Consider the following 21,847-nt stretch of genomic DNA (forward strand, 5'->3'; position numbering starts at 1 on the left):
GATGAACTTCGACAGCTACTGGTCCGCCGTCGACGAAGAGCTGGCCGCGATCCCCGCCCGGCCCGTGCTCGACCTGGTGCCGGCGCGGACGACGGACGAGGCGACCAGCTACACCGTGCGGCTCACCAGCATCGGACCGTACCGCGTCTACGGTCATCTCAGCATCCCGGCCGGTGACGGGCCGTTCCCCGCGCTCCTGCAGACGCCGCGCTACGGGAGCGTCAACGAGACGCCGCACCCGAACGATCGGAGCCGGTACGTCGTGTTCGGCCTGGTGCACCGTGGTCAACGGCTGGCCGACGAAGGGTTCTCGGCGGCGTACCCGGGATTGCTGACGATGGGCATCGACGACCCGGCGTCGTACATCTATCGCGGGATCGCGGCGGACTGCCTGCGGGCCGCCGAGTTCCTGATGAGCCTGGACGAGGTCGATCCGGCGCGGGTGGCCGTGCGGGGGAACGACCTGGCGGTGCTGACGGCTGCGCGGCGGTCCGGGTTCAGCGCGGTCCGGGTCTCGGAGTTGCTGTTCTACCGGGCGGCGGAGGCACGGCTGAAGTCGAGCCGCTATCCGCTCGAGGAGCTCAACGATCACCTCCGTGCCGGCTCGTCGGCGCAGGTCGTTGACAACACTCTTGCCTACTTCGATCCGGTCCGGCATGCGTCCGCGGTGACCGCTCGGACGTTGCTCGCCGTCGACGATCCCGACTGGTGTGCCGCACTGATCGAGGCCTTGCCCGCCGCGACTGTCTACCAGCTGACCCGCCTCGATGGCACCGACAACGACTTCCTGGATGCCTGGCTGGCCGAACTCTCCGGCGTACCACCGATGTCGAAGTTCCTCGTATGACCAATCCCTTCGGGGTCCGGCCTGTCATCAACGCCTCCGCGACGCTCACCGCGCTGGGCGGCTCGCTGATGCCGCCTTCGGTGCTGAAGGCGATGACGGAGGGGGCGGCCCACTTCGTCGACCTGCCCGAACTCCACGACCACGTCGGTGAGCGCCTGGCCGCGCTCACCCGCAACGAGGCGGCCTGCGTGACGTCCGGTGCCGCGGCGGCGATCACCCTCACGGTCGCGTCGTGTGTCGGTGAGCCCGCGCAGGCGTTCCCGGCCGATGCCGAGGTCGTCATGTTCACCGGCCAACGCAACGGCTACGACTACGCGGCCCGCCTGACCGGCGCCCGCATCGTAGACGTCGGCCCGTCGATCGAGGAGCTCCGAGCCGCCCTGGTACGACGCCCCGCCTGCGTCCTGTGGTTCGCCGGCGCCCACTACGCGGCGGGTGCGCTGCCGATCGAGGACGTGATCCGGGTCGCCCGGGAGCACGGTCCACCGGCTGTGCCGGTGATCGTGGATGCGGCGGCCCAGATTCCACCCCTCTCCTCGCTGTGGCGATTCACCACGGAGCTCGGTGCGGATGCGGTGATCTTCAGCGGTGGGAAAGGGTTGCGCGGACCGCAGTCCAGTGGGCTGGTGCTGGGGAAGCGGTGGATCGTCGACAGGTGCCGGGCGCACGCGTCGCCGAATCAGCAGATCGGGCGCGGGATGAAGGTCGGGAAGGAAGAGCTGCTCGGGCTGTACGCCGCGGTCGAGTGGACGCTGGAGCAGGACGAGGAGGCACTGCTCGCGAGCTATGAGCAGATGGTCGACCGGTGGGTCGCCGGCTTGCGCGAAGTGCCGGGTGTCGTTGCCGAGCGCGGGTACCCGAGTGAGGCGGGCCAGCCGCACGGGCGAGCGGTTGTCCGACTGTTGACGACCAGCGGCTGGACCCGGGACGGGTTGGTGCGGGCTTTGTGGGACGGGGACCCGCGGATCGCGGTCGGTGTGTCCGGCGTACCCGACGACGCCATCGCGCTGAACCCGCAGACGATCGAGCCGGGCGAAGACCTGGTGGTGCTCGACGCACTGGTTCGGCACCTGAGCTCTGGAGACGGTTCTTAGCGCCTGCTGACAAAGGATTTGGTCGCTGAGGACGGGACAGGGATACGGGTGATGCCGGGAGAGCCGCTACGCTCCCGTGGCCCCATCGATGCGCTCCCGGATCAGGTCGGCGTGCCCGGTGTGCTGCGCGTACTCCTCCAGGAGGTGGATGTAGATCCAGCGGAGGCTGACCTTGCCGGTCGGCGCCCGGGGGTCGTCGGCCAGTTCCTCGAGGTCGATGTCCGCAACCGCGGCGTCGCAGGCAGCCGTCTCCGCGAGGAAGGCGGCGTAGTCCGCCTCGGCGTCGGCGTCGGCCACCAGGTCGAAGTCGCCGTCTTCGTACTCCTCCGTGATGTGCAGCTCGGGCAAGCTTTCGTGCAGGAACTTCTGCCGGAACCACCAGCGCTCGACTTCCGTCATGTGTCGCAGGAGGCCGAGTAGCGTCATGTTGGACGGCTCCACGGAGGCGGTCTTCAGCTGCTCGGAGGTGAGGCCGGCGCATTTGCGCAGCAGGAACACCCGGCGGAGCTTCAACCAGTCATCCAGCATCTCGCGTTCGCCACAGGCCATGTCCGTCCGAGGTCCCCGCTCTACGTCGGGTGCTGTCCACGTCATGCCACCATCATGACGACCTGCGCAACCGATTTTGCGGGGTAGCTCTAAGATCGCGGCCAGGGCGATGACCCGGGCGGCGTGGGTGACGAATCACCCGGCGGACCTGATCAACGTGGCGTTGGAGCGGCTGGCCCAGGCGCGGTTGGAACCGCCGGCGTTCTCCACGTTGGACAGCATGGAGTCAGGGAATCTGCGACACCGAGGCGGCGCTGGAGGGCATCGCCGCCTCGAAGATCGTCGGCTTCGCCGGGGAGGCGGATGCGGCCGACGCTGATCTGGCATGCGGTGGCCGCGCCGCTGACCGCGAGCGACGCTCGCGGTCAGGGTGAACATCGAGGGGCGGGTTGACGCTGGCCGTGGTGCGGCCTCTGCGGGATGTGAGGGCGCCGGCGACAGAGGAGGAGCTCGCCGATTTCGAGTTGGACGTGCTGTCCGAGTTCGTTCTCGCACGACTCTCGGCAGGGCTGGCCGACAGCACGATCCGGGGCGATGTCAGCCACCTCCAGCTAGTCCGGGATTGGTTCGACCGACCGCTGTGGGAGATGGAGCCGAGAGACGCGGACCGGTACTTCGGCACCGTCCTGCGCAACGCGTCGTTGGCGACCCGGGCGGCGCGGGCGCAGGCATTGGTGACCTACTTCGAGTTTCTGGAGCCGCGTCACAAGGTCGAGTTACATGAGCTGACGGGTCGCGTGGCTGACAGCATCCACAACGTCGACCGGGACATCGGCGGCGCCCGGCGTTTCGTTCTGTGAGCCGTGTCGACGTCATGCGAACACTCCGGCTGTCGTTGACAACCCGCAAGGTGTCAGGCGCCAATCGGACTTGTATCGGGCTGCAAAGCTTCGCCAAGGCTTCGCCAAGGCGGGCGGGTAATGCTGCATGGATTCATCCATCAAAACGGAGCGGACCATGACAGGCGACAATGCCCGGCAGCACGTACAAGTCCAGGACCCGCACCAGGACGTGCCGATCCGGCGGTGGCACCTGGAGAAAGTCGGCCAGCCACCCCAACCCTTCGGCGGCCCGATCGCTCAAACGATCGGCGCGATCAGAGTCCTCAACCGCGAGCGCGACCCCCTGGCGGTCCCCTTCGTCCAGGACGTCAACGGGCACCTGTGGGCTGCCTTTCCCAAGGGCGCCGGACTGTGGGAGTGGTCCCACATCACAGGTGGATTCGATCAGCCGGTGGGCGTCGTCGCCGTCGACGACGGCTACAACAACTATCCAGGTACCCGCCCCTACATCTTCGGCCTGCTCCTCAACGGGGAACTGCAGCTGTACTGGTGGAACGGCGTCCGCTATGTGCCGACGACCCTGGAACCGCCGCCCGGCACGACCCTCGACAAGGGCATCGGCGCGGTCTCGCTCGCGCTGTTCCCGGGGACCAGCGCTCAGCCGTTCGTGGTCGTCAGTGGCAAGGACCGCAACCTGTGGGTCGGCTGGTGGGATACCAGCAAGCAGCCCCCGGCTTGGCATTGGGTCAACCTGGGCCGTCCCGAGGGCGTCACCTTCATCTGGAAGATCGGTGTGGTGGGTGTCACCGCCCGCGCGACCGGCCACGGCCTTCTGTACATCTACATGTACTGCGACGACGGGAACGTGTGGCGGTGCGTCTCGGACACGGGCGAGACACAGTGGACCAACCTCCAAAAGCCGCCATTCCCGCCCACCGGAACCGCCGGCGTGACGGCTGTCCAGAACGCCGACGACAAGACCCCGAAGGTCTGCGCCTTCGTCACCGACCACGGGCAGCCGCTGTACGCCCACGTCACCGACAGCGGCGGCACGGGCTGGCACGACGCCGGCACCCCGCCCACGCCGATCAACTTCGGCCTGGGCACCGCACTCATCCAGCCGCGCGCCGGCGGGGATTTCGTTCCCGCTGCCCTCGTGGCCGACACCTCCCCCGCCGTCTGGGCCGATCAAGCCGACCCCGACAACCGCTGGTCCTGGTACCGCGTCGGCGACGCCCCGGAGGAGGGCTTTGGGCCGCAACTCGCTGCGGGCGTCATCGTCGAGGAACCCCCCGGGATCACCTACACCCACGTCTTCCTGCTCGGGCGTAACGGCGACCTCTACGACGCCTGGTACGGATAGTGCCGCAGCAGATCGGGGTTTGCCCTGATTCGTGCGCCACACCGACCGAAATCGCGCCAGGACCACCTCGACGCAACAAGCGCTCAAGGACGGTGGCCTGCTCCATAGCGAAAACGGCGGGAATGCGCGCCAAGGTGCGCCAGCGCTAGGGCGTAGTAACCCGCGCGAGAAGCTCCGCTCGGGTGATTGAGAATGGGGACCACACGGCCAGACAAGGACGCCTGGGAGCGTCTGGGACTGCCTGGCCGTGCGGCGTTCACGCCCCTCGCCATTCGGGCCAGTCATGAACGTAGCTTATGAAGGCGCCGTATATCCTCCGCCATAGGTGGAGGGTCTTCCTCCAAGAGGGGGAATCCTCCTACTCTGATATTGATCTTTCCTCCACGTTCCACTTCGGGCGCCTATCGTCGAGGCTGGACGCCTGGGCAGCGAGACACCCACCCAGTACGAGCGGGGTGGGCGTTTCGTGGCTCTCAGCTCGCCCGGCGATCCTGGACGTCGGCTGGGCCAAGCGCTCGCGGCGCCGCTTCCGCAGGCTGACCACGCCGAGCTTGATCCGCTGCGCCTCCAGCAGTTCGCGGCCCCGATGCGCGTTATCCGGCGCACCCGCGCAAAGAAGGAATCCCACAGGAGCGAGCTACTTCGCGCGGGTACGGTGAGCCGCCCCTACGTCTCGATAGCCGCCACGCTCCCGATGGCAGAAGGAGCCAGGCTCGTGCCCTAGATCTCCGACCGGCCGTGCCTAGGCTGGGGTCAGGGCCATGCGGTAGGAGCGAGCGGCAGGAGTCGGTGCCGGTCTCGATGGTGGTCCCGCCAAGACAGCTCGCTCCGACCAGCCGGCCCGGCGAAGCGTTCAGGAAGGGCGTCCGAGCGCAGCGAGGCGTCGCCTACTTAACCCCCGCCTCCCGCATGTCCCGCAGCTCCCGCTTGAGCTCCTTGATCTCGTCGCGCAACCGAGCGGCCACCTCGAACTGCAGGTCGGCCGCGGCCTGGTGCATCTGCTCGGTCAGCGACTCGATCAACGACTCCATCTGTGCCCGGGGCATCTCGCCCGCGATGGCCTTGGCGTGCTGCCCGGCCTGGCGGGCGGCGAACCCGGGCACGGGGGCCTTGCCGCGCGACTGCTGGCGGCCGCCCCCGAGGAGCCGGTCGGTGTCGGCGTCCTCGCGCTGCAGCGAGTCGAGGATGTCGGCGATCTTCTTGCGGAGCGGCTGCGGGTCGAGGCCGTTGGCCTCGTTGTAGGCGATCTGCTTGGCCCGCCGCCGGTTCGTCTCGTCGATGGCCCGCTCCATCGATGGCGTGACCTTGTCGGCGTACATGTGGACCTGTCCGGAGACGTTACGGGCGGCCCGGCCGATGGTCTGGATCAGGGAGGTCTCCGAGCGGAGGAAGCCTTCCTTGTCGGCGTCGAGGATGGCCACCAGCGACACCTCGGGCAGGTCGAGGCCCTCGCGCAGGAGGTTGATGCCGACCAGCACGTCGAACTCGCCGGAGCGCAGCTCGCGCAGCAGCTCGATGCGGCGCAGCGTGTCGACCTCGCTGTGCAGGTAGCGGACCCGGATGCCCAGCTCGAGCAGGTAGTCGGTGAGGTCTTCCGACATCTTCTTGGTCAGCGTGGTGACCAGGACCCGCTCGTCGCGGTCGGCGCGCTCGCGGATCTCGTGGACCAGGTCGTCGATCTGCCCCTTGGTGGGCTTGACGAGCACTTCGGGGTCGACCAGCCCGGTCGGCCGGATGACCTGCTCGACCACGTCGCCCTTGACCCGGCCCAGCTCGTAGGAGCCGGGCGTGGCCGACAGGTAGACGGTCTGGCCGATGCGCTCCAGGAACTCCTCCCACTTCAGCGGCCGGTTGTCGAGCGCCGACGGCAGGCGGAAGCCGTGGTCGACCAGGGTGCGCTTGCGGGAGGCGTCGCCCTCGTACATGGCGCCGATCTGCGGCACGGTCTGGTGGGACTCGTCGAGGACCAGCAGGAAGTCTTCGGGGAAGTAGTCGAGCAGCGTGTTGGGGGCGCTGCCCGGCTCGCGGCCGTCCATGTGGCGCGAGTAGTTTTCGATGCCGGAGCAGGTGCCGATCTGGCGCATCATCTCGATGTCGTACGTGGTGCGCATGCGCAGCCGCTGCGCCTCCAGCAGCTTGCCCTGCCGCTCCAGCTCGGAGAGCCGCTCGGCCAGCTCCGCCTCGATGCCGTTGACGGCCGCCGCCATCCGCGCCTCGCCGGCGACGTAGTGGGAGGCGGGGAAGATGTAGAGCTCCTCGTCCTCGGTGATGACCTCGCCGGTCAGCGGATGCATGGTGGCGAGCTTCTCGATCTCGTCACCGAACATCTCGATGCGTACGGCCAGTTCCTCGTACTTCGGGATGATCTCGATCGTGTCGCCGCGCACCCGGAAGGTGCCCCGGGTGAAGGCGAGGTCGTTGCGCGTGTACTGCATGTCGACCAGGCGGCGCAGCAGCTGGTCGCGGTCGATGTCCATGCCGACGCGGAGTCTGGCCATGCGGTCGACGTATTCCTGCGGCGTGCCCAGGCCGTAGATGCAGGACACGGAGGCCACCACGATCGTGTCGCGGCGGGTCAGCAGCGAGTTGGTCGCCGAGTGACGCAGCCGCTCGACCTCGTCGTTGATCGAGGAGTCCTTCTCGATGTACGTGTCGCTCTGCGGAACGTATGCCTCGGGCTGGTAGTAATCGTAATAAGAGACGAAATATTCAACAGCGTTGTTGGGCAGCATCTCCCGCAGCTCGTTGGCGAACTGCGCGGCGAGCGTCTTGTTGGGCTGCATGACCAGCGTGGGCCGCTGCAACCGCTCGATCAGCCAGGCGATCGAGGCCGTCTTGCCGGTGCCCGTGGCGCCCAGCAGGACATTGTCCTTCTCCCCGGCCTTGACGCGGCGCTCCAGCTCGGCGATGGCCGTCGGCTGGTCGCCGGAGGGAGTCATCTCGGTGACGACCTCGAAGGGCGCCACCTTCCGCTGCAAATCAGTGACCGGTCGCATGATGCCACTTTAGGCGGCGCCACTGACAGAAACCGTCAACCGGGTGAGGGGGTACGCCCCTCACCCGGCTGTGGCTTCGCTGCGCTGGTCAGAGGCCCGTCGAGGATCGATCTCTTGGTGGCGGTTCGCAGCGCTTCCGGCCACATGACGATGCCTTTGCCGTCGGCGCTGAGTCCAGGTGCTGTCTTACGGATGCAGGATTGGGGGTCTTGGCAGCGCAGCAGACGTCAGTATCGGTGGCGGCGACCACGATGATGTCCTCGATCCGCCATTCGCCGATCACCGGGCCGCGCCTCCCCCCAGAGCGCCTCTTCAGCGGCGAACGAACCGCGTGCCGTCTGGGAGAACTGCTTCATCCAGCCGTAGGGCGATCGCCGGAGACGAGGCCACTGAGCTGTACTACCGTGATCTCGTACTGATCGATGGCACCGACCCAGCCGGCTACCACCGAGCACTCGAACCGCTCCAGCGGGTTGTCGGCGTCGGCGCCCAGATAGCTGAGGTCCGCGATCGGCGAAGGGTCACAGAAGCCGCGCAAGTGCGCGCGGAGGGCCGCATCGCCCACAGCGGCGATCCGTTCTTCTCCTTCCGCGTCGATCTTGTCTTCGTAAGGGACGAGGCTTTCGGGGCCGGCGCCGATGCCGGTCGCCACTCGCAGAGCGTCCAGGAGCGTGCCGTTGGAGGCAATGCGCGCCTGGTACAGGTACCAGACGTCCTCCGGCAGGTCCGGTGCGGTCAGTTCGACGTTGTGTCGTTGCAGCAGCTGCCCCAGATCGGCACCGCGGATGAGGTCGGAGGAGGGCAGGCTCATGGCGTCCACGTCTCGGGCGAAGGCCTCGGGGAGCCCTTGCGGGTCCACTCCGAACCATGACTCCTTTGCGTCGAACCGCAAGGGCGCGTAGTCCATCTCGCCGTTGAGGAGGAGATGCTCCATGACCAGTGTTGTTTCGCCGGCCAGTGCGGCTGGGTCCAGCCATGCGACATCTGTACGCGCATCGGTTTCGTTAATAGGCCGCGTAGGTTTGAAGTGCTCCCCATGACTAAGGTCGGGGGATTTCAGCCGGCTCGGGCTCCGTCTGCGCGGTGGCCTGGGCTGCTGTTGCTTGGCGGTTCGCCTTCCGGCTCACGCGATTGCGTGGTTTGCGCGCCCCAGCCCGCACACCCGTTCTGGGCTGTGCGTGCTCCGCCCTCCCGGCGGTGAGGATGTTCTTGGCGGCGTTCACGTCGGCGTGCTCGGTGTGTCCGCACGAGGTGCACCGGAAGACCGCTTGGCTCTCGCGGGACTTGCGATCCACCACCGTGCACACGTTGCACGTCTGACTCGTGTACGCCGGATTAACCGTGATCACATTGGTGCCCGTGTACCGGGCCTTGCTGCGGGTGGCCAGCTCGATCCGATGCCAGCCCTTGTCCAGAATGCTGCGGTTCAGGCCGGACTTGCCCGCGGCCCCGTTCGGCAGGAACACGCCCGGCCGTTCGGGATCCGGTCTGGGTTCGACACGGGCGGTCATGTTCTTGGTCGCCAGGGCCTCGAACACCACCAGCTCGAAGCTCGTGGCCAGGGCGCAGGCGGTCTTGGCGGCGAAGTCCTCCCGACGCCGGCGGATCTTCCGCGCCAGGTCGGCGGCCCGCGCGGCGGCATCCCTGCGCCGGGCCGATCCCTTGGTGGTCCGGGCGAAGTCGCGCTGGAGCTTCTTGGCGTGCTCGACTTCCCGATCGCGGGCGAACACCTGGTGGTGGAAGCGCCCGTCCGAGCGGGTGGCGACCTTGGCCACGCCCCGGTCGATACCGACCGCACTACCGGGATGGGCATGCCGCTCAGGCTCGATCAGGCCGTCTTCGACGAGGAAGCTGACGTACCAGTGCGTGCCGTCCCGGCTGACGGTGGCGTTCTTGACCTTCCCGCCCAGCGGGCGGGTGATGCGGAAGCGGACCCAGCCGAGCTTGGGGAGTTTCGCCCGCGCCCAGCGCCGGTTCAACCGCTCGATGGCGATCTTGGCGCCCTCCGGAAACCGGAACGACGGCGGATTCCCGGTCTTGGACTTCCAGTGGACCTTCCACGTGCCGTGCCGGGAACACGCCTGGTCCAGGTCGATCAACGTCTGCTGCAGGCAGTGGCCGGGCGCCTCGCTCAGCCATGCGAATTCCTGCTTGGCTTCGGCGAGCTGGCGGGCTTGCTCGTGGTAGCCGATGAACGCGCCCCGTCGCCGGTAGGTGCGGCGCTGCTCCAGCGCGGTGTTCCACACGCTGCGGCAGGCGCCGCCGATCCGCTCGGCGAACTCCGCCTGGCCGGGAGTCAGATCCAGGCGGTACCTACGTCCGGCCAGCATCCGCGATCACCGGTTCTTCTGGTTCTCGACGTACCGCTTGACGACCTCCAGGGGCGCCCCGCCGACGGTGGCCACGAAGTAGGAGTTGGTCCACAGCGTCGGCAGCTTCGACTTCAGGCTCGGGAACTCCTGGCGCAGGACGCGCGAGGAGCGAGCCTTGATGGCCTTGACCAGCTTGTGGATCCCTAACTGCGGATCCACCTCGACCAGCAGATGCACGTGGTCGGGCATGACGTCCAGTTCCACCAGCCACGCCCCTTTCTCCTCGATCACCTCGCGAATGAGCTGCTTGAGTCGTTCCTCGATCCCTCCGCCCAGCACCCGCCTGCGGTACTTGGGGCACCACACCACGTGGAAGGCGCACTGGAAGGCGATGTCGCTGTTCGTGCGCAAGGTCACGGCCACATGGATCAATATACAGCAGCGACCTATCTACCGCTCAAAGATTCGATAGAAGGGCTCACCCCATGGCTAACCCCAGGGGTCCGCGCCCTAGATCACCGATCGGCGGCGGCGTAGTTCGACAACGGACGGCTCAGCAGGACTCCGAAGACCTGTTCCAGTGACGCCTGCCAGTCGTGGGAGATGTTCGCGGCAGTGCGATCATGTGTCGTCATGGCAGCACCGTAGAAAGTCTCGACGATGGTGCCGCTAAAACCTGCCCACCCCAACCAGCCGACCCGGCGAAGCGTTCTTAGGAAGGCGGCCCGAGCGCAGCGAGGCCCTGCAGGGGGCGGGCGTCAGCCCGCCTGGGAGAGCGTCCGGAGCGAAGCGGAGGGCCTTTGTAGACGGGTGGGCATCAAACGGCCAACCACCCAGACGGGTAAGGGGTGGGAAGAAAGAACGTCCGGAGCGAAGCGAAGGCCCATTGAGGAAAGGTCAGGCAGAGCGTTCTCCGATCCGTGGAAAAGGGGTGGTGGAGAAGATGACCTCGACCGGCACCTCGAAGTATTCGGCGATCCGCAGCGCCAGATAGAGGCTCGGGCTGTATTCGCCACGCTCCAGATACCCCACGGTCTGATAATGCACGCCCAGCGCGTCGGCGAGCTGCCTGCGGGTGACACCCCGTTCGGCGCGCAGCAACGCGATGCGGTTGTAAACGATCTCGCTCATCGCCGCCTATCTTCTCAGCCAATCAGCCGATCAGCCGATACGTTGCAGTGCTCGGTCGCGGCGTACCTGCATCAATGAGCCGGCCTCGCGCCGGGCCATCCGGCGCAGAATCGGCGGCGCCAGCAGCAGACCGGCCACGGCCCAGGCGCCGAGCACGCCGACCGTCTCCAGGGTGTGCCACGAGCCGCCGAGCTCCGCGGCCGCGGCGGAGGCGGGCGACAGCGCCGAGCGCATCCCGAGCCCCAGCCAGTACAACGGGAACACGTGCGCCAGTGCCTGCAGCCAGCCCGCCAGCGCCGACAGCGGGTAGAAGATCCCGGAGATGGCGGAGAGACCGCCGACGGCGAGCATCGACAGCCCGGCAGCCGTCTGCGGGCTGTTGGCCAGCGAGCCGATGATCGCGCCCAGCGGCAGCGTGGCCAGCAGCCCGAGCAGGATCACCCAGACCATGGTCAGCCAGCCGCCCGGCCCGGTACGCGTCAGCGCCGGCAGCAGGAACAGCCCGGCCACGAGCACGATCAGCACGCTGATCACGGTGGTGAGCGACACCGACACGATGCGGCCGACCAGGTAGCCGAGCATGCCCTGCGGCAGGGCCTTGGCCCGCAGCAGTGTGCCGTCCTCCCGTTCGACGGCCAGCGAGCCGACCGCGCCGAGCAGGGCGTTGAAGGCGGTCAGCATGCCGAGGACGCTGGGCAGGGTGACCGCGGCCAGCGAGAGGGACGTACCGGGGAGCGTGGCGTCCCGCTGGAAGTACATCACGATGACCAAGGCGATCGAGGTGACGATGGTGAAGCCGATCTCCTGCGGGTTGAGCAGGGCGTTCTTGAACTCCGTCCAGCCTCGGGACACCCCGAGCCGGGCGGCGTGCAGCGTGGGGTTCATCCTTCGTCCCTCCTGACGATCGCCATGTAGGTGTCCTCGAGCGTCGCCCGCCGTACCTCCAGATCGCCGACCTCCTCGCCGTGCTGCGCGAACAGATCGCGGACGAAGCCCGTGGCGTCGTCGGTGGCGTGGACGAAGTGCTCGCCGCCGACGCTCCAGCGCACCTGCGCGTCGCGGGAGACCTGGCGGGCCAGGCGGTCGGCGCTGCCGTCGGCGACGATCTTCCCGCCGGCCAGGATGAGGATCCGGTCGGCGAGCTTCTCGGCCTCGTCCAGGTCGTGGGTGGTGAGCAGGATGGTGGTGTCGTCGAGGTCGGACAGCCGGTGCACGAGGTCGTGGAAGTCGCGGCGGGCCTGCGGGTCGAACCCGGCGGTGGGCTCGTCGAGGAACAGCACGTCAGGACGCCCGACGATGCCGATGGCGACGTCGAGGCGGCGGCGCTGCCCGCCGGAGAGCCGGGCGACCCGCTTGTCGGCGTGTTCGGTGAGGCCGACGGCGGCCATCAGCTCGTCGGTGGGGAGCGGGCGGGTCCTGGCCTCGTCCGAGTACGGCGCGTAGTAGCGGCCGAAGTGGTCGAGCAGGTGGCGGACCCGCCAGCGGCCGTGGTCGCGCCACGACTGCAGCACCACGCCGAGCCGGGCCCGCCACCGCTCGTCGCCGTGGGCCGGGTCGGTGCCGAGCACGCGTGCCTCGCCGCCGGAACGTACCCGGAAGCCCTCGAGGATCTCGATCGTGGTCGTCTTGCCCGCGCCGTTCGGGCCGAGCAGCGCGATCACCTCACCCGCGCGCACGGTGAAGTCGACGCCCTGGAGCACCTCCACCGGCCCGTAGCGCATGCGCAGATCACGGACCTCGATGACGGCGGAATCCGCCGGGTCCGCTAACCCGGAGCCCTCATCCAGCTCCCTCATGACCTTCATCAGATCCCTCCAGATAGTAGTTCTACTACATTGATAGCACACCTGCTATCTATTGCAAGAGATGTGCGATGACCGCTTGCAAGCGAACAGTAAGTGGCACCCGATACGGTCGAATCCGCCCGTAGCGGAAGAGGAAGGTGCAATGTCACGACCCAGAGAGGCATTGATCCAGGCAGGTCAGGGCATAGCCCAAGCGGTCGTTCAAGGTGGTGACATACGTCAAGCGGTCGGTCAGGCCGTGGACCCCTTGGCCCAGGGACAGTGGACCGGTCAGGCTCAGGCCCAGGGCTTCGCGCTCAACCCGTACGACTTCGCGGCCGCCCGTGACGGCGGCGTGTCGGTGGGCACGCTGATCGAGGCCCGGACGGCGTCGCTGAACGAGGCCGGCGAGATCATCAACCGCAGCTTCGCCGAGAACGGCATGCACGTGATCTCACCGGTGGTGATCCCCAAGGGCACCACCGCGAAGGTGGTCGTGCCGCTGGGCATCCTGGTGGTGCTCGGCCTGATCGGCGCGCTCGGCAACGTCATACCCCGGACCGACGTGTTCTTCGGCCCGCACTACTGGGTTGTCCTGATCCTGGCCGCCGCCTTCCTGTGGTGGCGGCGCAGCGTGGTGATGGTGCCCGAGGGCTGCAAGGCGCTGATCACCAAGTTCGGCAAGCTGGTGCAGATCGCCGACCCGGGCCGGGTGACGCTGTTCAACCCGTGGAAGCGGGTCAGCTACATCGTCAACACCACCCGCGAGTACCCGTTCAACGCCCCCATCAGCGAGGCCCCCACCCAGCAGGGCGTCAAGGCGAGCGTCGACCTGTTCCTGCAGTTCAGGATCGAGAACCCGGCGGAGTTCATCTTCGTGCTCGGCTCGGTCAGCGGCTTCCAGTCCAAGCTGCAGAACGCCATCAGCGAGGTCACCCGCTCCCTCATCTACGCCCAGCGGGCCGAGGACATCTACGACCTGGTGGGCGAGAGCACGCTGGGCATGCTGGACAACCTCAACCAGCAGTTCCTGCCCGCCGTACGCCTCACCGACGTGAACATCACACACGCCGAGCCGTCCAGCCAGGAGTACCGGATGGACCTGGCCGCGCCCGAGATGGTGCGCGTCGCCAAGGAGGCCTACACCTACGAGTACGAGCTGCAACTGCGCAAGGAGCAGAACGAGGGCGACCTGATCAAGGAGCTGGCCGGGCTGCAGGAGACGCTGAGCGCGATCCAGGCGGAGATCGCCGGCTACCAGGCGCGCATGGACACGGCCCTGGAGCGGGCATCCCACCAGGCCAAGGCGCAGGCCAGGCAGCGTCTGGTCGAGGCGGAGTCCTCCGCCAACGCCAACTCGGCGCTGCTGGAGGCGCAGGCGCTGGACATCAGGGCGCTCAGCGCGGCCGAGGCGCCGGAGATCCTCGACTACCGCTTCCAGCAGGACCTGCTGGACAAGCTGGAGTCGGTCGCGACCCGGCTGCCGCAGGTGGTGCAGGTGGGCGAGCACTCCGACATCGACTTCCTGGCGCTGGCCCAGCAGCTGGTCGGCGGTAAGGGGGCGGCGCTGTTCTCGGCCGAGGACATGGCCGCGATCCGGGGCCGGCTGGCCGAGATCGGCGAGCGCGTGGCGGGCAGGGAGGCGGAGATCTCCGAACTGCTCAGGAAGGTCGCCGAAGAGGTGACCGAGGCGCCCGAGCCCGCGCTCGCCGGCGCACTGCCGACCATCGAGGGTGAGGTCCGATGAGCCGCGAGTTCTCGAAGATCAAGGAGTCGCTGGCCTCCTGGTCCGACATCCGCCAGCTGCTGCGCGGCGGCGAGCAGGGCCAGCTCGTGCCCGTCGTGATCCCCAAGGACCGGCGCGGCTTCGCCTGGATGGCCCTGGTCTTCATCGCCGTCTACTTCGCCGGGATGGCGGCGCTGGGCAACCTCGTCGTGCCGGCCTCGCTGGGCGCGGTGTTCTTCCTCGCCGTCGCACTGGTCTGGATGTGGCGCCGGGCGATCATCGAGATCGAGGAGGGCACCACCGGCGTACGCAGCCGCTGGGGCGCCATCACCGGCACGCTCCCGCCGGGCCGCCACTACCTGTGGCTGCCGTGGGACCGGGTGGACGCGGTCGTCGACACCTCCACCGAGATCCCGTACTCGGCGCCGATCGTGGCCTGCCCGACGGCCGAGAACGTGCCGCTGAAGTCGATCGAGTTCTTCCTCAAGTTCCGCATCGTGGATCCGGTCGCGTTCGTCCGCACGATCGGCGCGGGCAACTTCGACCTGGTGCTGTCGAGCGCCGTACAGGACGCGATCAGGCAGCGCAGCCGCAAGGTCAACACCGAGCGCGCGTACGACCTGCGCGGCTCCGACGTCGGCGACATGCAGGACGCGCTCAACCGCCAGCTCGGCCGCTACGGTGTGCGCATCACCGGCGCCAACATCCCCGACGTGCAGCTGCCGGACCAGTACCAGCAGCACCTGGCCACCCGCGAGAAGGTGGCCAAGGAGCTGTCGGCCTACGAGCGCGAGTGGGAGCTGACCCGCAAGCGCCGCATCGACACCCTGCTCATGGAGATCGAGCGGTCCAAGAAGACCCGTGACGCCCGCGTGGTCGAGGTCAAGGCCGCGCACAACACCGCGCGCAAGGACGTGGCGCGCATGCTGGAAGAGCAGGAGACGGAGGCGCAGCGGGTGCGCTGGGAGATCGAGGCCCGTGGCCGCGCCGAGCTGACCTCCGCCGAGAACGAGGCCAAGGCCCTGCGCAGGCTGGCCGCCTCCTACCGCGACAACCGGGCCGTGCTGCAGTACGAGTTGGCCCGCCGGCGCCTGGACGTGGGCGCCAAACTGGCGGAGAACGCCCCTCAGCCCCTGGTGGTCCGCACCCAGCAGGGATCCGGCGACTCCGCGCTGTCGACCTTGCTCCTGGCCCAGTTGCTCCCCCGCTTCTCGGGCCATCACAACGGAGAGACCCCCGGGTCATAGGAGAACCCCCATGGTGTTTCGCAAGCTGATGGCCGCGTTCGGCGCGGGCGTCGAAGTAGACACGGTGCTGACCGACAGCGGTGTACGGCCCGGTGGGACGTTACGCGGTGTGGTGCACTTCCGCGGCGGCGGCGCCGACTACAAGGTCGAGGGCATCTACCTCGACCTGACCGCGGTGGTCGAGGTGGAGCGCGGCGACGAGGAGTACAAGACCAGCTACGGCTTCCTGCGCCAGCAGGTCGCCGGGACCTTCCAGCTCGCCGCCGGCGCGCAGCACAGCCAGCCCTTCGAGATCGTCATCCCCTGGGAGACGCCGATCAGCGCCATCGGCGGTCACCCGCTGCACGGCATGCGGCTGGGCGTGCAGACGGAGCTGGCGCTGGCCGGCGCGATGGACAAGGGCGACCTCGACCCGCTGTTCGTCAACCCGCTGCCCGCGCAGGAGCACGTGATCGCCGCGCTCGACCGCCTGGGCTTCGGCTTCAAGAAGGCCGACCTCGAACGCGGCACGCTGCGCGGCTCGACGATGCCGTTCTTCCAGGAGATCGAGTACTACGCGGGCGGGCAGTGGCGGCGGCACTTCAACGAGCTGGAGCTGACCTTCATCGCCGGGCCGCGGCAGATGGACGTCATCCTGGAGGCCGACAAGCGCGGCGGCTTCCTGACCTCCAGCCACGACGCCTACAACCGGTTCACGGTCCGTTATGACGACCATCCGGGCACGGTGGACCAGGCGCTGCAGCACGCCCTGGAGCAGATGGCCCGCCGCCGCGGCTGGCTCTGACCCCCGGCACCCAGCCGCCGGGCGGCGTCGAGTGACCACTCGCGCCGCCCGGCGTCCGCGTCTCGGTGATCTTGTACATGCGCTCGAACCAGGCCCCGTAGTGCCAGCCGGACCTGGCCCGGTAGTCGTGGCTCCGGTAGATGCCGAAGATCTCGCGCTTGAGCTCGCGCATCCGCCGCGGCACGTTCGGCGCCCAGACCGTCATCGGGTAGCCCCGGTAGGCCACCAGGCGCACCTGCTCGCCCTCGGCGGCGGCGGCCGCGAACCGGGCGGAGGCCACGTGGTCGGGGTGGTCGCACATGCGGCAGCGGGGCGGCGGGGCCGGGTCGAGCGTGCGGACCACGTTCGCGTGGTACTTGCGGTAGATGGCCCGCAGCAGCCGCACCACGTCCTCCCGGTGCACGCACGGCCGGTCGGCGCCGCCGAAGAGACGCACGCAGCTCTGGCCCGCCCATAACCGGGTCAGCGCGTCACGGCCGCCGTCGACGCGCGGATCGCCGCCGTCCGGCAGCCCGGCGTAGATCAGCATGACCCGTGGCCGCTCGACCAGGGAGTCCACCTGGACGGACAGCCGCCCGGCCGTCATCATCGTGCTGCGCCACGCGTTGCGCACCCCCGCCAGGTGGGCGTACGCGGCGCGCAGGCCCTCCACGCGGTCCTGCGCGTACACGTACGGATCATGGTGGTCGTCCAGCCCCGCGGTGCCCTCGCCCGCGGTGAGGTAGACGGTGACGCTCGGCCGCTCACCCCGCACCCCGCCGTACAGGTCGGGGCTCATGAACAGCAGGTCGTCGTCCGGATGGGCGACGACCTGGACGAACCGCTCCCCCAGCACCGATTCGTCGGACGGCGCGGCGGCGAGGGCCGGCGGCACCGGGCACACCGTGTACACGACCAACCCCATCGCCAGAGAAACCGCGCGAAAGCTCGATAAGAATCCCCTCATTCCCCACCCCCGTGGGGCAAGCGTAAAGATCTGACGATCTCCGCGCCTTACCTATTAGGGGGAGATGTCAGGTCATCCCAGGGGAGGAGGCACGCTCTATCCGCGCGCTTGTAGCGGTCGTTACCATGATTGCGGAACTGACTGATCGTCGGATGCGGGGCAAGCGATGGCACGGTTCACGGCGGCGCTGAAGCGGATCGCCCCATGGGCGGCCCAGAACGCCGACGGTGCCATCGCGCTCGGTCTGGCCATCGTGGTCGGCGTGCTCGGCATCATGCCCGACAACATCTTCGGCAAGGACGGCGACGCCGTCCAGGATCAGCTCGTCAGCGCCGCGACCCTGGTGATCCTGGCGCTGGTGGCCACCGCGCTGCTCCGCGACCGGGCGCGTCAGGCACCGCTGGAGGAGACCGTCACCTCCGGCGCGCTCGCCCAGTTGCCCGTGCGCCTGGCCCGGCTGGAGGAGATCGAGGGCCTGGTCACCGGCACCCGGCAGGCGCTCGACGCGCTGCAGCTGGTCAGGGTGCTCGGCAGCCGGCAGGAGATCGCCCAGGCGCACGCCGACGCCCGCAAGGACGCCACGAGGTGGAGCTTCAAGGGCGGCACCGGCACCTACCTGCGCGCGGTCACCCTGCCCGAGTGCGTGGCGGCGGCCAGGAAGGTCAAGCGCCACCTCACGGTCAGGATCGAGGTCATCGACCCGTCCAACGTCGAGGTGTGCGAGACCTACGCCCACTACCGCCGCTCCCTGTCCGACGTGCCCGACGGCACCGGCGAGACGTGGACGGCCGACCGGGTCAGGAAGGAGTCGTACGCCACGATCCTGGCCGCCTTCTGGCACCGCCAGCGCTACGGGCTGCTCGACATCGGCATCGGCCTGTCGTCCACGATGACGACGTTCCGCTGGGACCTGTCGACCACCCGCCTGATCATGACGGTCGAGGACCCCAACCGGGCGATGACCGCGCTGGCCGGCACCTTCTACTACGAGAACTGCGACACCGAGCTGCGGCTCAGCTTCGAGCAGGCGCGGCTGGTGCCGCTGGAGATGTACAAGAAGGTGCAACTGAGCGACGAGCCCACCGTCGAGGAGGTGCAGGAGCTGTTCACCCGGATCTCCATCCCGCTGCCCAGGTCCTACGACGACCGCGACGTCGTCGACATCGCCCGCAAGGCGCTACGCGCCAGGAATCCGTACGACGCATGAGTCATCACGGCGTCTACCAGCAGCTCGCCCGGGGACAGGCCCGCCCGTGGGCGCTGGCGGCGCTGTCGGGCACCGGCATCAGGGCCGTGCGCCACCCGCTCGGCTTCGTCTGCCTGCCGCTTGAGCGAGACGGCGGTGACGGGGTATGTCTCCATCTGTGGTCGGCCACGTTCGCGCACGCGGAGAGCACCACGTCGGGCATCCACTGCCACAGCTGGGACCTGTTCAGCCACGTCCTCTACGGCCAGGTACACAACGTGCACGTGGAGGTCACCGACGCGGTGCGCGACGCCACGCACCGGGTGTTCGAGGTGGTCAGCGCCGCCGACGGGGACCACATCACGCCCACCGGCCGGACCGTGCGACAGGAGACGGGGCTGGTGGAGGTGTTCGGCCCCGGCGACACCTACACGCTGCCCGCGGGCCGTTTCCACAGCAGCGTCGTGCCGGAGGGCGGCGAGGCGGCCACGATCGCGCTCGGGCGCGGCCGTCCGGGCAGCCGCGATCTGTCCCTGGGCCCGCTCGGCACCGGCGACCACCACGTGTCCAGGCAGCCGCTGGACGAGGAGGAGACAGCACTCGCCGTCCGTCTGATAGCCGCCCACCTGAGTTGAGGGATGCACGATGGATCTGGATCACGCTCGCGCGGTCGCCGTCGCCGCCGCCGAGGCCGCGGGCGCGCTCCTCGTGGCCGGCACCCGTGGCGCGCTCGGCACCCGGGCCAAGGGCGGCTCGGGTGACGTGGTCACCGAACTCGACCTGGCCTCGGAGAAACTGCTGGTCGAGCGCGTCCTGACCGCCTTCCCCGCGCACTCGGTCATCGCCGAGGAGTCGGGCCTGCTGGGCGCCGCCGGCGGCGAGTGGACCTGGCTGATCGACCCGCTCGACGGCACGAACAACGTGGTGATCGGCCTGCCCGCCTACGTCGTCGGCCTGGCCCTGTGCCGCTCGGGACGCCCCATGCTGGGCGTGGTGCACGACCCGGTCTCGGCCCAGACCTGGTCCGCGATCCGCGACCGCGGCGCGGTCACCTCCTCGGGGGTACGCCTGGCACCGCCGCACAATCCCTCACCGCACGGCCCGCTGCTGGCCTGGACCCAGGGCTACTCCGTCTCCAGGAGCGACACGACCGCACAGGCCATCACGCACGTCTTGGAGCTGCGCGCCCGGCGCGTGCTGCGGCTGTGGGCGCCGCTGCTGTCGTGGGCGATGCTGGCCAGGGGCGACATCGACGGCATCGTCGGCTACCGGGCCGAGGCGATCGACCTGCCCGCGGGCGCGCTCATCGCGCGGGAGGCGGGCATCGAGATCCGGGCGCTCGACGGCGGGCCGTTCGAGGACGGGTTCGACGGCACGCCCGAGGACCGCAGCTTCGTGGCCACCCACCCGAGCGCCATGCCGGGCCTGCTCGACCTGCTGCGCACCCGGGCCGCTATTTGACCTTGTACTTGCACAGGCCCTTGCCGGACACGACCGTCTTCCCGTCCACGACGATGCGGCAGGCGGCGGGCTTGAGCAGACCGCTCGCGTCCTTGACCGAGCCCGACACAACGGAGACCAGGCGGCCCACGCGCTGCTCGGCGCCGGTGAGCTCGATCGTGGCCGTCTTGGACCACGGCAGAGTCGTATCGCTCTCCGAGCCGTCCTCGTCGGCCACGTAGATGATCGGCTGCATGATCTTGCCCTTGCCGAGCACCTCCAGCTTGACCGTACGCGTCGCGGCGGCCTGCGGCTCGGCGGAGGGAGGTGCCGAGGCCGAAGCGGACGCGGCAGGCTGGGCGGCGGGTGCGGGCTCCTTGGCCCCGCAACCGGCGAGCACTACGACAAGACCGAAAAATGCCATCAAACGGTAATTAGCCATGGACCGTATTGTCCCGGATCCTGACGGGTGGTCAGCCAAACGCGACAAGGGCCCAGACGGTGGTGACCATGCCGACGACCGCCAGCCCCGCGCCGGTGGCCAGGAAGCGGCGCATCGGGACCTGTACGTCGTGGCGGCGGCACGACTCGAACCAGAGCAGCGTCGCCAGCGACGCCCACGGCGTGACCACCGGCCCCACATTGGTGCCGACCAGCAGGGACAGCAGCCGATCCTGGTCGCTCGCCGGGATGACGCTCGCGATGGCCTGGAAGGCGGGCAGGTTGTTGATCAGGTTGGACAGCCCAGCGCCCACCGCCGCTGTCCGGTAGGGATCTCCCTCGACGCCGATCATCCAGCGCATCAGGTCGGCCAGGCCGTACCGGCTGAGAGTGGGCACCACCAGGAACAGGCCCGTCGCGAAGATCAGGAGTTGCCAGGGGATCAGGCTCCACGTCAGCCGGGCGCGGTCGCGGACGAAGAAGGCCACCACGACGACCAGCGCTGCCGCCGAGGCCGCCGCGCCGACCTGGACCTTGAGCAGCAGCGCGCCGATGAACAGCAGGCAGCCCGCGCCCGCGGCGGCGAACAGCACGCGGTCGGCCACCGGCTCCAGCACGGGCGGCGTGTAACGCAGGTCGCGCCGCTGGCCCCGGCGCCAGTAGAAGACCCAGAGGAAGGCCATCGTCACGGCGATCGAGACGATCTGCGGCGCCCACATCCGCCCGGCGAACTGCTGCGCGTCGAGAGCGATCTTGTTGATGCCGAGCAGGTTCGTCAGGTTGGAGACCGGGAGCAGCAGGCTGGCGGTGTTGGCCAGCCAGATCGTGGTCATCGCCAGGGGCAGCGCGGCGATGCGCGCCCTGGGCGCCAGCGCCAGCATGACCGGGGTGAGCAGCACCGCAGTCGTATCGAGATTCAGAAATATCGTGATAAATGAGGCGAAGGCTGTACAGAGGAAGAAGAGCGCGACGTAGTTACCCCGCCCCAGCACCGCCATCCGCGCCGCGATGGCGTCGAAGACCTGGGCCTCCTTGGTCAGCTCCGCCAGCACGATGATCCCGACCAGGAAGACGAGCAACGGCCCGATCTCGTCCAGGCTCGCGGTCGCCTCCCGCCACGGAAGCAGCCCGGTCGCCACGAAGACCAGACCGAGCGCGAGCAGCCCGATCCTGATCCAGTCGAGCACACCGAGACGTCGCCACACCCGACGATGATCGC

Annotated in this window: 21 protein-coding genes; 10 read left to right on the plus strand and 11 right to left on the minus strand. The window is 68.7% G+C overall.

The window, feature by feature from the left end:
* Position 1 precedes the first annotated feature (1 nt).
* Both KME78_RS34315 and KME78_RS34320 read left to right on the plus strand, forming a co-directional pair.
* On the plus strand, positions 2-847 hold the full coding sequence (locus tag KME78_RS34315; protein ID WP_219533575.1) for an acetylxylan esterase: 846 nt from the start codon (positions 2-4) through the stop codon (positions 845-847).
* Positions 844-1,941, plus strand: coding sequence for an aminotransferase class V-fold PLP-dependent enzyme (locus KME78_RS34320; protein WP_219533576.1), 1,098 nt, complete (start codon positions 844-846; stop codon positions 1,939-1,941). Before KME78_RS34315 ends, KME78_RS34320 begins: the two co-directional genes overlap by 4 nt.
* A gap of 66 nt (positions 1,942-2,007) precedes the next feature.
* Here the strand turns inward: KME78_RS34320 and KME78_RS34325 are convergent, their stop codons facing one another.
* On the minus strand, positions 2,008-2,535 hold the full coding sequence (locus tag KME78_RS34325; RefSeq protein ID WP_219533577.1) for a DinB family protein: 528 nt from the start codon (positions 2,533-2,535) through the stop codon (positions 2,008-2,010).
* A gap of 344 nt (positions 2,536-2,879) precedes the next feature.
* Between KME78_RS34325 and KME78_RS34330 the strand changes: the two genes are divergently transcribed.
* Together KME78_RS34330 and KME78_RS34335 are read left to right on the plus strand one after the other, a co-directional pair.
* On the plus strand, positions 2,880-3,290 hold the full coding sequence (locus tag KME78_RS34330) for a hypothetical protein (protein ID WP_219533578.1): 411 nt from the start codon (positions 2,880-2,882) through the stop codon (positions 3,288-3,290).
* A gap of 157 nt (positions 3,291-3,447) precedes the next feature.
* On the plus strand, positions 3,448-4,635 hold the full coding sequence (locus KME78_RS34335) for a hypothetical protein (RefSeq protein WP_219533579.1): 1,188 nt from the start codon (positions 3,448-3,450) through the stop codon (positions 4,633-4,635).
* 887 nt (positions 4,636-5,522) lie between these two features.
* Here KME78_RS34335 and uvrB read toward each other — a convergent pair.
* The 7 genes from uvrB to KME78_RS34370 all read right to left on the minus strand — a co-directional run bounded on the left by uvrB (position 5,523) and on the right by KME78_RS34370 (position 12,879).
* Positions 5,523-7,631: an excinuclease ABC subunit UvrB gene (uvrB, locus tag KME78_RS34340; RefSeq protein ID WP_219533580.1), complete on the minus strand. Its 2,109-nt coding sequence runs from the start codon at positions 7,629-7,631 to the stop codon at positions 5,523-5,525.
* A 352-nt stretch (positions 7,632-7,983) separates the two neighbouring features.
* Entirely contained in the window at positions 7,984-8,565 is a 582-nt protein-coding gene (locus KME78_RS34345) for a hypothetical protein (RefSeq protein WP_219533581.1), read from the minus strand.
* Between the two features lie 106 nt (positions 8,566-8,671).
* Positions 8,672-9,961, minus strand: coding sequence for an RNA-guided endonuclease InsQ/TnpB family protein (locus KME78_RS34350; protein WP_219533582.1), 1,290 nt, complete (start codon positions 9,959-9,961; stop codon positions 8,672-8,674).
* Between the two features lie 6 nt (positions 9,962-9,967).
* On the minus strand, positions 9,968-10,366 hold the full coding sequence (gene tnpA, locus KME78_RS34355) for an IS200/IS605 family transposase (RefSeq protein ID WP_219533583.1): 399 nt from the start codon (positions 10,364-10,366) through the stop codon (positions 9,968-9,970).
* Positions 10,367-10,840: 474 nt separating this feature from the next.
* Positions 10,841-11,074 (minus strand): helix-turn-helix transcriptional regulator, encoded by a 234-nt coding sequence (locus KME78_RS34360; protein WP_219533584.1) that lies wholly within the window; start codon positions 11,072-11,074, stop codon positions 10,841-10,843.
* A gap of 30 nt (positions 11,075-11,104) precedes the next feature.
* On the minus strand, positions 11,105-11,959 hold the full coding sequence (locus tag KME78_RS34365) for an ABC transporter permease (RefSeq protein WP_219533585.1): 855 nt from the start codon (positions 11,957-11,959) through the stop codon (positions 11,105-11,107).
* A complete protein-coding gene (locus KME78_RS34370; RefSeq protein ID WP_219533586.1) occupies positions 11,956-12,879 on the minus strand; it encodes an ABC transporter ATP-binding protein in 924 nt (307 codons plus the stop codon). The genes KME78_RS34365 and KME78_RS34370 overlap by 4 nt, the downstream gene beginning before the upstream one ends.
* 142 nt (positions 12,880-13,021) lie before the next feature.
* Here KME78_RS34370 and KME78_RS34375 point away from each other — a divergent pair, with 142 nt between their 5' ends.
* From KME78_RS34375 to KME78_RS34385, 3 genes are read left to right on the plus strand one after another with little or no spacing between them, the layout of a single operon-like run.
* Positions 13,022-14,605, plus strand: a complete 1,584-nt coding sequence (locus KME78_RS34375) for an SPFH domain-containing protein (RefSeq protein WP_219533587.1) — start codon at positions 13,022-13,024, stop codon at positions 14,603-14,605.
* Positions 14,602-15,831, plus strand: coding sequence for an SPFH domain-containing protein (locus tag KME78_RS34380; protein ID WP_219533588.1), 1,230 nt, complete (start codon positions 14,602-14,604; stop codon positions 15,829-15,831). The genes KME78_RS34375 and KME78_RS34380 overlap by 4 nt, the downstream gene beginning before the upstream one ends.
* 10 nt (positions 15,832-15,841) lie before the next feature.
* Positions 15,842-16,615, plus strand: a complete 774-nt coding sequence (locus KME78_RS34385) for a sporulation protein (protein ID WP_219533589.1) — start codon at positions 15,842-15,844, stop codon at positions 16,613-16,615.
* Here KME78_RS34385 and KME78_RS34390 read toward each other — a convergent pair.
* Positions 16,524-17,519 carry a PIG-L family deacetylase gene (locus KME78_RS34390; protein ID WP_219533590.1) on the minus strand — a complete coding sequence of 332 codons (996 nt, stop codon included), beginning with the start codon at positions 17,517-17,519 and terminating at the stop codon, positions 16,524-16,526. The genes KME78_RS34385 and KME78_RS34390 overlap by 92 nt on opposite strands.
* Before the next feature lie 208 nt (positions 17,520-17,727).
* Here KME78_RS34390 and KME78_RS34395 point away from each other — a divergent pair, with 208 nt between their 5' ends.
* From KME78_RS34395 to KME78_RS34405, 3 genes are read left to right on the plus strand one after another with little or no spacing between them, the layout of a single operon-like run.
* Positions 17,728-18,768, plus strand: coding sequence for a hypothetical protein (locus KME78_RS34395; protein ID WP_246652566.1), 1,041 nt, complete (start codon positions 17,728-17,730; stop codon positions 18,766-18,768).
* Positions 18,765-19,382: a hypothetical protein gene (locus KME78_RS34400; RefSeq protein ID WP_219533591.1), complete on the plus strand. Its 618-nt coding sequence runs from the start codon at positions 18,765-18,767 to the stop codon at positions 19,380-19,382. The genes KME78_RS34395 and KME78_RS34400 overlap by 4 nt, the downstream gene beginning before the upstream one ends.
* A gap of 10 nt (positions 19,383-19,392) precedes the next feature.
* Positions 19,393-20,208: an inositol monophosphatase family protein gene (locus KME78_RS34405; RefSeq protein ID WP_219533592.1), complete on the plus strand. Its 816-nt coding sequence runs from the start codon at positions 19,393-19,395 to the stop codon at positions 20,206-20,208.
* Here KME78_RS34405 and KME78_RS34410 read toward each other — a convergent pair.
* Together KME78_RS34410 and KME78_RS34415 are read right to left on the minus strand one after the other, a co-directional pair.
* Entirely contained in the window at positions 20,201-20,629 is a 429-nt protein-coding gene (locus KME78_RS34410; protein ID WP_219533593.1) for a hypothetical protein, read from the minus strand. The two genes, KME78_RS34405 and KME78_RS34410, sit on opposite strands and share 8 nt — an antisense overlap.
* Before the next feature lie 31 nt (positions 20,630-20,660).
* Positions 20,661-21,833, minus strand: a complete 1,173-nt coding sequence (locus KME78_RS34415) for an ArsB/NhaD family transporter (RefSeq protein WP_219533594.1) — start codon at positions 21,831-21,833, stop codon at positions 20,661-20,663.
* Positions 21,834-21,847: the final 14 nt, after the last annotated feature.

It is taken from the genome of Nonomuraea guangzhouensis, assembly GCF_019396345.1.
Classification (GTDB): Bacteria; Actinomycetota; Actinomycetes; order Streptosporangiales; family Streptosporangiaceae; genus Nonomuraea; species Nonomuraea guangzhouensis.

Coding starts and splice junctions, on each gene's coding strand:
- KME78_RS34315 (WP_219533575.1), top strand. CDS start 2: ATGAACTTCGACAGCTACTGGTCCGCCGTCGACGAAGAGCTGGCCGCG.
- KME78_RS34320 (WP_219533576.1), top strand. CDS start 844: ATGACCAATCCCTTCGGGGTCCGGCCTGTCATCAACGCCTCCGCGACG.
- KME78_RS34325 (WP_219533577.1), bottom strand. CDS start 2,535: ATGACGTGGACAGCACCCGACGTAGAGCGGGGACCTCGGACGGACATG.
- KME78_RS34335 (WP_219533579.1), top strand. CDS start 3,448: ATGACAGGCGACAATGCCCGGCAGCACGTACAAGTCCAGGACCCGCAC.
- uvrB (WP_219533580.1), bottom strand. CDS start 7,631: ATGCGACCGGTCACTGATTTGCAGCGGAAGGTGGCGCCCTTCGAGGTC.
- KME78_RS34345 (WP_219533581.1), bottom strand. CDS start 8,565: ATGGAGCATCTCCTCCTCAACGGCGAGATGGACTACGCGCCCTTGCGG.
- KME78_RS34350 (WP_219533582.1), bottom strand. CDS start 9,961: ATGCTGGCCGGACGTAGGTACCGCCTGGATCTGACTCCCGGCCAGGCG.
- KME78_RS34360 (WP_219533584.1), bottom strand. CDS start 11,074: ATGAGCGAGATCGTTTACAACCGCATCGCGTTGCTGCGCGCCGAACGG.
- KME78_RS34365 (WP_219533585.1), bottom strand. CDS start 11,959: ATGAACCCCACGCTGCACGCCGCCCGGCTCGGGGTGTCCCGAGGCTGG.
- KME78_RS34370 (WP_219533586.1), bottom strand. CDS start 12,879: ATGAAGGTCATGAGGGAGCTGGATGAGGGCTCCGGGTTAGCGGACCCG.
- KME78_RS34375 (WP_219533587.1), top strand. CDS start 13,022: ATGTCACGACCCAGAGAGGCATTGATCCAGGCAGGTCAGGGCATAGCC.
- KME78_RS34380 (WP_219533588.1), top strand. CDS start 14,602: ATGAGCCGCGAGTTCTCGAAGATCAAGGAGTCGCTGGCCTCCTGGTCC.
- KME78_RS34385 (WP_219533589.1), top strand. CDS start 15,842: ATGGTGTTTCGCAAGCTGATGGCCGCGTTCGGCGCGGGCGTCGAAGTA.
- KME78_RS34390 (WP_219533590.1), bottom strand. CDS start 17,519: ATGGGGTTGGTCGTGTACACGGTGTGCCCGGTGCCGCCGGCCCTCGCC.
- KME78_RS34395 (WP_246652566.1), top strand. CDS start 17,728: ATGGCACGGTTCACGGCGGCGCTGAAGCGGATCGCCCCATGGGCGGCC.
- KME78_RS34400 (WP_219533591.1), top strand. CDS start 18,765: ATGAGTCATCACGGCGTCTACCAGCAGCTCGCCCGGGGACAGGCCCGC.
- KME78_RS34405 (WP_219533592.1), top strand. CDS start 19,393: ATGGATCTGGATCACGCTCGCGCGGTCGCCGTCGCCGCCGCCGAGGCC.
- KME78_RS34410 (WP_219533593.1), bottom strand. CDS start 20,629: ATGGCTAATTACCGTTTGATGGCATTTTTCGGTCTTGTCGTAGTGCTC.